Source organism: Pedobacter sp. HMWF019, assembly GCF_003061025.1.
In the GTDB taxonomy this organism is placed as follows: Bacteria; Bacteroidota; Bacteroidia; order Sphingobacteriales; family Sphingobacteriaceae; genus Pedobacter.
Window position 1 is genome coordinate 4,244 of record NZ_QAIL01000501.1, and the last position, 6,095, is coordinate 10,338.

Genomic DNA, 6,095 nt, shown 5'->3' on the forward strand with positions numbered 1-6,095 from the left:
TTCACCTTGTTGTCAGCGCCATCAGGTGGCTATGCAGCGAAGATTATTGTTAAGCTACATGACTTTATACTGGCTAATCGGGTCTCTTTTGATTACTATGTTGATGGTGAAAATACATATGGTAAAATGACGAGCGTGGATGATCCATCTATTGTGATGACTTTTGTCCTGCAGTAAATTCTTTTTTGGAATACACAAAGGCCGGATTATTGTCCGGCCTTTGTATTATATATCTTAAGTTTTTGGTTTACCCTTGCTGCTCCATCTTCTGGAGCCACTGCTTGGCGTTCTTTTCGTTCCACTTAAATTTGGTTCCCGATCCTGACGTTGTCCTTGTGGTTTACCATTCGGTTGTCCTTGCCTCCCGCCTTGTCCACCACGGTTTCCGCTTTTGGCTTTTGGCTTTTCTGCCGTAGCCATTAAGCTTTGCCAGCTCATTGCAAAAGGATTGTCTTCAGCGACAGGTACCGAAAGACCAATCAGTTTTTCTATATCCTTTAAATATTCTTTTTCTTCTGCATCACAGAATGAATAAGCAATACCACTTAAACCTGCACGGCCGGTACGGCCAATTCTGTGTACATAGGTTTCAGGGATATTTGGTAGCTCATAATTGATCACATGGGTCAGTTCGTCTACATCAATTCCCCTTGCTGCAATGTCTGTAGCAACTAAAATACGGGTTGTTCTGGCTTTGAAGTTTGTTAAAGCCCTTTGTCTCGCATTCTGTGATTTATTACCATGGATGGCTTCAGCTCTAATGCCGGATTTGATCAGGTCTTTAACCACTTTATCTGCACCATGTTTGGTTCGTGTAAAAACCAATGCCGTTTCAATGCTTTTGTCCTGAAGGATATGGTTCAGTAAACTGCGTTTGTCATTTTTAGTGACAAAATAAACGGCTTGTTGTATTTTTTCTGCCGTAGAAGAAACAGGTGTCACTTCTACTTTAGTTGGGTCGGTTAAAATCGTATTGGCCAGTTTCTGAATTTCTCCAGGCATGGTTGCCGAGAAAAACAAGGTTTGTCTCTGCGCAGGAAGTTTGGCAATTACCTTTTTGACGTCGTGGATAAATCCCATATCCAGCATTCTGTCTGCTTCATCAAGAACAAATATTTCCAGATCTCGCAGGCTGATAAAGCCTTGTCCCATCAGGTCTAATAATCTTCCTGGTGTCGCAACTAAAATATCAACTCCCCGGTGCAGGGCATCTGTCTGTGCTTTTTGACCAACACCGCCAAAGATCACCAGATACTTTAAAGGCAGGTTTCTCCCATAAGCTTTGAAACTTTCCTCAATTTGAATTGCCAGTTCTCTGGTTGGTGTAAGAACCAATGCTTTAATGGTTTTTGGCCCTTTGGTATTGTTGTGGGGCTTATATAACAATTGAAGCATAGGAATGGCAAAAGCCGCAGTTTTACCTGTTCCGGTTTGTGCACAGCCCAATAGATCTTTGCCTTTTAATATAGTTGGGATGGATTGTTCTTGTATGGGGGTTGGTTGAGTATAACCTTCTGTTTGCAGCGCATTTAGAATCGGCTCAATCAGGTTTAATTCTTTGAATAACAATGTATATGTATTTAATGTTTAATGGAATGAAAAGAATAGATTTCAATTCCGTACAAATGTACGGATAAATTTAGGTTATTTTTTTTCTTTAAATCTGCTGAAAAAAAGCAAGGCAAAAACACATAGGACAAAGCCGACAACTCCGTTTAGACGCAGCCCATAATCTTTTCCCGGGTCTTTACCATAGACAGTGAGCATGGCAAAGACGGCAATACCAAGGGTCTGACCCAATTTGACAAACAGATATTTTACGGCGAAGAACATACCCTCATGGTTTTCGCCCGTTTCTTCTGTATCTTTTTGGGCAATGTCTGCGAGGATAGCATTAGGTAAAATACCAAGCGCAGCTAAAGGAAAAGAGGCACAGCTGACCATGATATACATTTGTGCCGTGGATGAAAAAGGAAGTCTACCAAGAAAATAGATGGTGACAAAAATGAGGCTGAGTACCGCAAAAGCGATCATAACCAGAGGTTTCTTTCCGAATCTTTTAGCGCCATAATTGATAAAGGGATAAAAAACCAGGGACAGGAGAACCATAATTCCCATAAACTTGCCACCATCAGAATCAGGAAGACCAAGCAATACGGTAACGAAAAAAAGCAACCCGCTGGAAATAATGCTTAGCGCGATATAATAAGAGAAATCTGAAATCAGGTAATATTTAAAGTTAGAATTTCTGAATGTATTTTTAATGGCAGGAAGTAATGGGATATGAGTCGGTTTCGCTTCGCTGTATTCTCTTTCATCGATGGCAATGACAGGTACGATCATAACCAGCCCGGCAAGAATACAAAGTCCCCACATGGTATATTGAAGCGCGAGTGTCCTGTCTGAAATGGCAAAAATTTCCTGCAGCAGGTCTGCGTAGTTATTACATAGCGCAGCAATGATCATCCCAACGACGAAACCCACCTGCTGATAGGTTGAAAGGCGGACTTTTTTTTCTGGATTATGGGCAAGTTCAGGAAGCAATGCATTATATGGTATGATATACGTTGTCAGGGATATAAAGAATCCGGCCAGCATAAAAGTGAGCCACCAGGCATTGGTGATACTTTCTCCGTTGACCAATGGATGAAAGACCAGCCCGCAGAAAATGACTGAAGGAACAATGGCATAACGCATGATGGGGATTCGTCGTCCTTTTGGATTCTTGCTGCTGTCGCTCAAAGAAGCAATAAAAGGATCATACAAAGCGTCAAATAAACGTCCGGAGGCAGCAATCAGGGAAAGAATGTTAAATGCACCGAACACCAGCAGCTGTGGAACCAGAGGGCTCAAGCCAGAGTTGTTTGGCGGCAGATAAAAGTAAGGGAGCATGACAATGATAATATTGGTCATGATACTCCATCCCATCATGCCTGAAGCGTATGCGATTTCTTTTTTGAGTGGAAGTGTTTTGACAGGCATTGTGAACGATTTTCGCTGGGTATCCGGGAATTTTTGATGAAGATAATGTAAAATGTGTATTTGTTGAAACTTTGTGGAGGATAAGACCTGCTTATTCATTAAATTTGTAGTTCTACACAATAAACATCATGGCAGAACCTATTTATAACGATGACAGCATACGGTCCCTCGACTGGAAAGAACACATCAGATTACGTCCCGGAATGTATATTGGGAAGTTGGGCGATGGTTCAGCGCAGGATGACGGGATCTATGTTTTACTGAAAGAGATCTTTGATAACTCTATTGATGAGTTTGTGATGGGCTCCGGACGTACGATTGAGATGACGGTTTCTGAACATAAGGTGAATGTACGCGATTATGGAAGGGGTATTCCTTTGGGTAAAGTAATCGATTGTGTATCCAAAATTAATACAGGAGGAAAATACGATAGTAATGCTTTCCAAAAGTCTGTTGGTTTAAATGGGGTGGGTACAAAAGCGGTGAATGCTTTGTCTGCCAGTTTTGTTGTTCAGTCATACCGCGATGGGAAAACAAAAAAAGTAGAATTCTCTAAAGGGGAGATAGTGACCGAACATCCAATCATTGATACTACACAACGGAATGGTACTGCTATTACCTTTTATCCGGATGAAAGCATATTCAGAAATTATCATTACATATCTGCTTTTGTGGAGAGTATGGTTTGGAATTATGTGTTCCTCAATACTGGCCTTACGGTAAATTATAACGGACAAAAGTATTTGTCGGAACGGGGATTGTATGATCTTTTGCATAAAGTGGCTGATGTAGAAAGTATTCGCTATCCCATTATCCATTTGAAAGGCCATGATATTGAGATTGCGATGACGCATGGCCAGCAATATGGCGAGGATTACCATTCCTTTGTAAATGGACAGCATACTACACAGGGGGGGACACATCAGGCTGCCTTTAGAGAAGCGGTGGTGAAAACGATCCGGGAGTTTTATAAAAAAGAATACGATGCCTCAGATATCAGGGCTTCTATTATTGCTGCAATCTCTATCCGGGTGCAGGAACCGGTATTCGAATCTCAGACCAAAACCAAATTAGGGTCACAGAATATGGGGCCTGAAGGTCCTTCGGTACGTACTTTTATCAATGATTTTGTTAAAAAAGAACTGGATGATTATTTGCATAAAAATCAGGAAGTTGCAGATGCTTTACTAAAAAGGATCCTGCAGTCTGAAAGGGAACGGAAGGACATTGCCGGAATCAAGAAATTGGCCAATGACCGGGCAAAGAAAGCGTCTTTACACAATAAAAAACTCAGAGACTGTAAGGTTCATTTTAATACAACACACGATAAAAGATACGAAACTACTTTATTTATTACAGAGGGGGACTCCGCATCTGGTTCTATCACTAAATCAAGGGATGTAGATTGTCAGGCTGTTTTCAGTTTAAAAGGAAAACCTTTGAACTGCTATGAACTGACTAAAAAAGTGGTATATGAGAATGAAGAGTTCAACTTACTTCAGCATGCCTTAAATATTGAAGATGGTCTGGATGGCCTGCATTACAATAACATCGTTATTGCAACAGACGCGGATGTGGATGGAATGCACATCCGTTTATTAATGATGACTTTCTTTTTGCAGTTTTTTCCTGACTTGGTTAGGGCCGGTCACGTTTATATTCTGCAAACTCCTTTATTCCGGGTGAGAAATAAGAAAGAGACCATCTACTGTTACAGCGATGATGAACGTAAGAAAGCCATTGCGAAATTGGGAGCAAAACCTGAGATTACACGATTTAAAGGATTAGGTGAGATCTCTCCGGATGAGTTTGGTCTGTTTATCGGAAAGGATATCAGACTTGATCCGGTTATTCTTAAGGATCAGACTATTAAAAATCTGCTTGAATATTATATGGGTAAAAATACACCAGATCGTCAGCAGCATATTATCCGGAATCTACGGGTTGAAAAGGATACCATTGATGACTTGGTTTCCACCGAAAAGCCGTTGGTGGAAAATGAACCGGATAGCACGTTGGATGTTGCTTAATCGTAGATAGATACGTCTTTTGTTCTTTTTTTTATTTATCATTGTATTCTAATCAGATCCCTTTTGCTAGAGAATAAACAGGTTTAATATTTATTGCTGTTTGCTTTACTTTTATGACATTTGTAGCAAAGGAAAAGTCTTCTTTTAATAACATTGTAGTGCTATTCGTGGTGCTTATACTGTTTCTCTTTGTGTTTTTTTTGTTCATGAGGAGCAATAAAGTAAATGCATTAAAGCAAAATACAGAAGCACTCGTCAATTTGCAGGAGGATTATTCCAGGATTGATAACTTCATTTATTTACTCTATGAAGCGGAAAGTAACTCCAGGTTATATGAAGCTACAGCTGATAAGCGATACATCCGGGAATTTCTGTCTCAAATCCAAACAGCATCTGCTTTACTCGGAGATTTGGATGCAGGTCTGGATAAAACAGAAATAAATGAACTTAGGGATAGTATTAAACAAAAGAAATTAAACAGGGAAAGTTATTTAAAAATAAGAAAGCTTACCGATAGTTTAATTGTTGGTGTGTCCAAACTTGGTTTGGTAGAAAAACAAGCCTTGCCAAAGGGTGTTGTGATATCTAAAAAAACTGCGAAGGTGCAAACCATCGTTCATATGGATACGGTCAGAAAATCTTCTCCAAGGAAAAAATTTCTGGGTAGATTATTTTCTGGTAGTAACACCCGGGATTCCTTGTTGATCGTACGAAGAGAAGAAAAGAAAATTTTGCGATCGGAAGTTAAGGGAATCAGTGCAAAACAGCACAGGATTTTAGATGCTTATTATAGCAAGCTCTATTCCACTACCAATAAATTAAAGCCTGAAGAGATAGAAATCCTATTTCTGAATCATAAACTGATTGCAGAGATCATTGCTGATTTACAGTTGTATAAGAAAATCCAGATCAGCCGGATAGAGAAAAACAGAATTGTTCTAAGTAATGAACTCGCGAGAGAAATGAAGCAATTGGATAGGATTTCTGTATTGAATGCTTTGTTGTTGTTGAGTCTGGTGGGTTTAATTGTTTACAATGTGTTTAAATTATATAAAAATGAACGTTTGTTGATCACTTTAAGTA

At 39.7% G+C, this 6,095-nt stretch carries 4 protein-coding genes; 2 read left to right on the forward strand and 2 right to left on the reverse strand.

The window, feature by feature from the left end; genetic code table 11:
- Window positions 1-234: 234 nt before the first annotated feature.
- A complete protein-coding gene (locus tag DBR11_RS25830; protein ID WP_108555457.1) occupies window positions 235-1,569 on the reverse strand; it encodes a DEAD/DEAH box helicase in 1,335 nt (444 codons plus the stop codon).
- 75 nt (window positions 1,570-1,644) lie between these two features.
- Window positions 1,645-2,982 (reverse strand): MFS transporter, encoded by a 1,338-nt coding sequence (locus tag DBR11_RS25835; protein ID WP_108555459.1) that lies wholly within the window; start codon window positions 2,980-2,982, stop codon window positions 1,645-1,647.
- 128 nt (window positions 2,983-3,110) lie between these two features.
- On the opposite strand from DBR11_RS25835, the gene DBR11_RS25840 reads away from it, so the two are divergent.
- Together DBR11_RS25840 and DBR11_RS25845 are read left to right on the forward strand one after the other, a co-directional pair.
- Entirely contained in the window at window positions 3,111-5,012 is a 1,902-nt protein-coding gene (locus DBR11_RS25840) for a DNA topoisomerase IV subunit B (RefSeq protein WP_108555458.1), read from the forward strand.
- Between the two features lie 113 nt (window positions 5,013-5,125).
- The coding region (locus DBR11_RS25845; protein ID WP_146186666.1) for a hypothetical protein at window positions 5,126-6,095 on the forward strand (970 nt) is incomplete at its 3' end.

What these genes read in the sequence shown, in the direction of transcription:
- DBR11_RS25835 (WP_108555459.1), bottom strand. Translation starts at nt 2,982, where the DNA reads ATGCCTGTCAAAACACTTCCACTCAAAAAAGAAATCGCATACGCTTCA.
- DBR11_RS25840 (WP_108555458.1), top strand. Translation starts at nt 3,111, where the DNA reads ATGGCAGAACCTATTTATAACGATGACAGCATACGGTCCCTCGACTGG.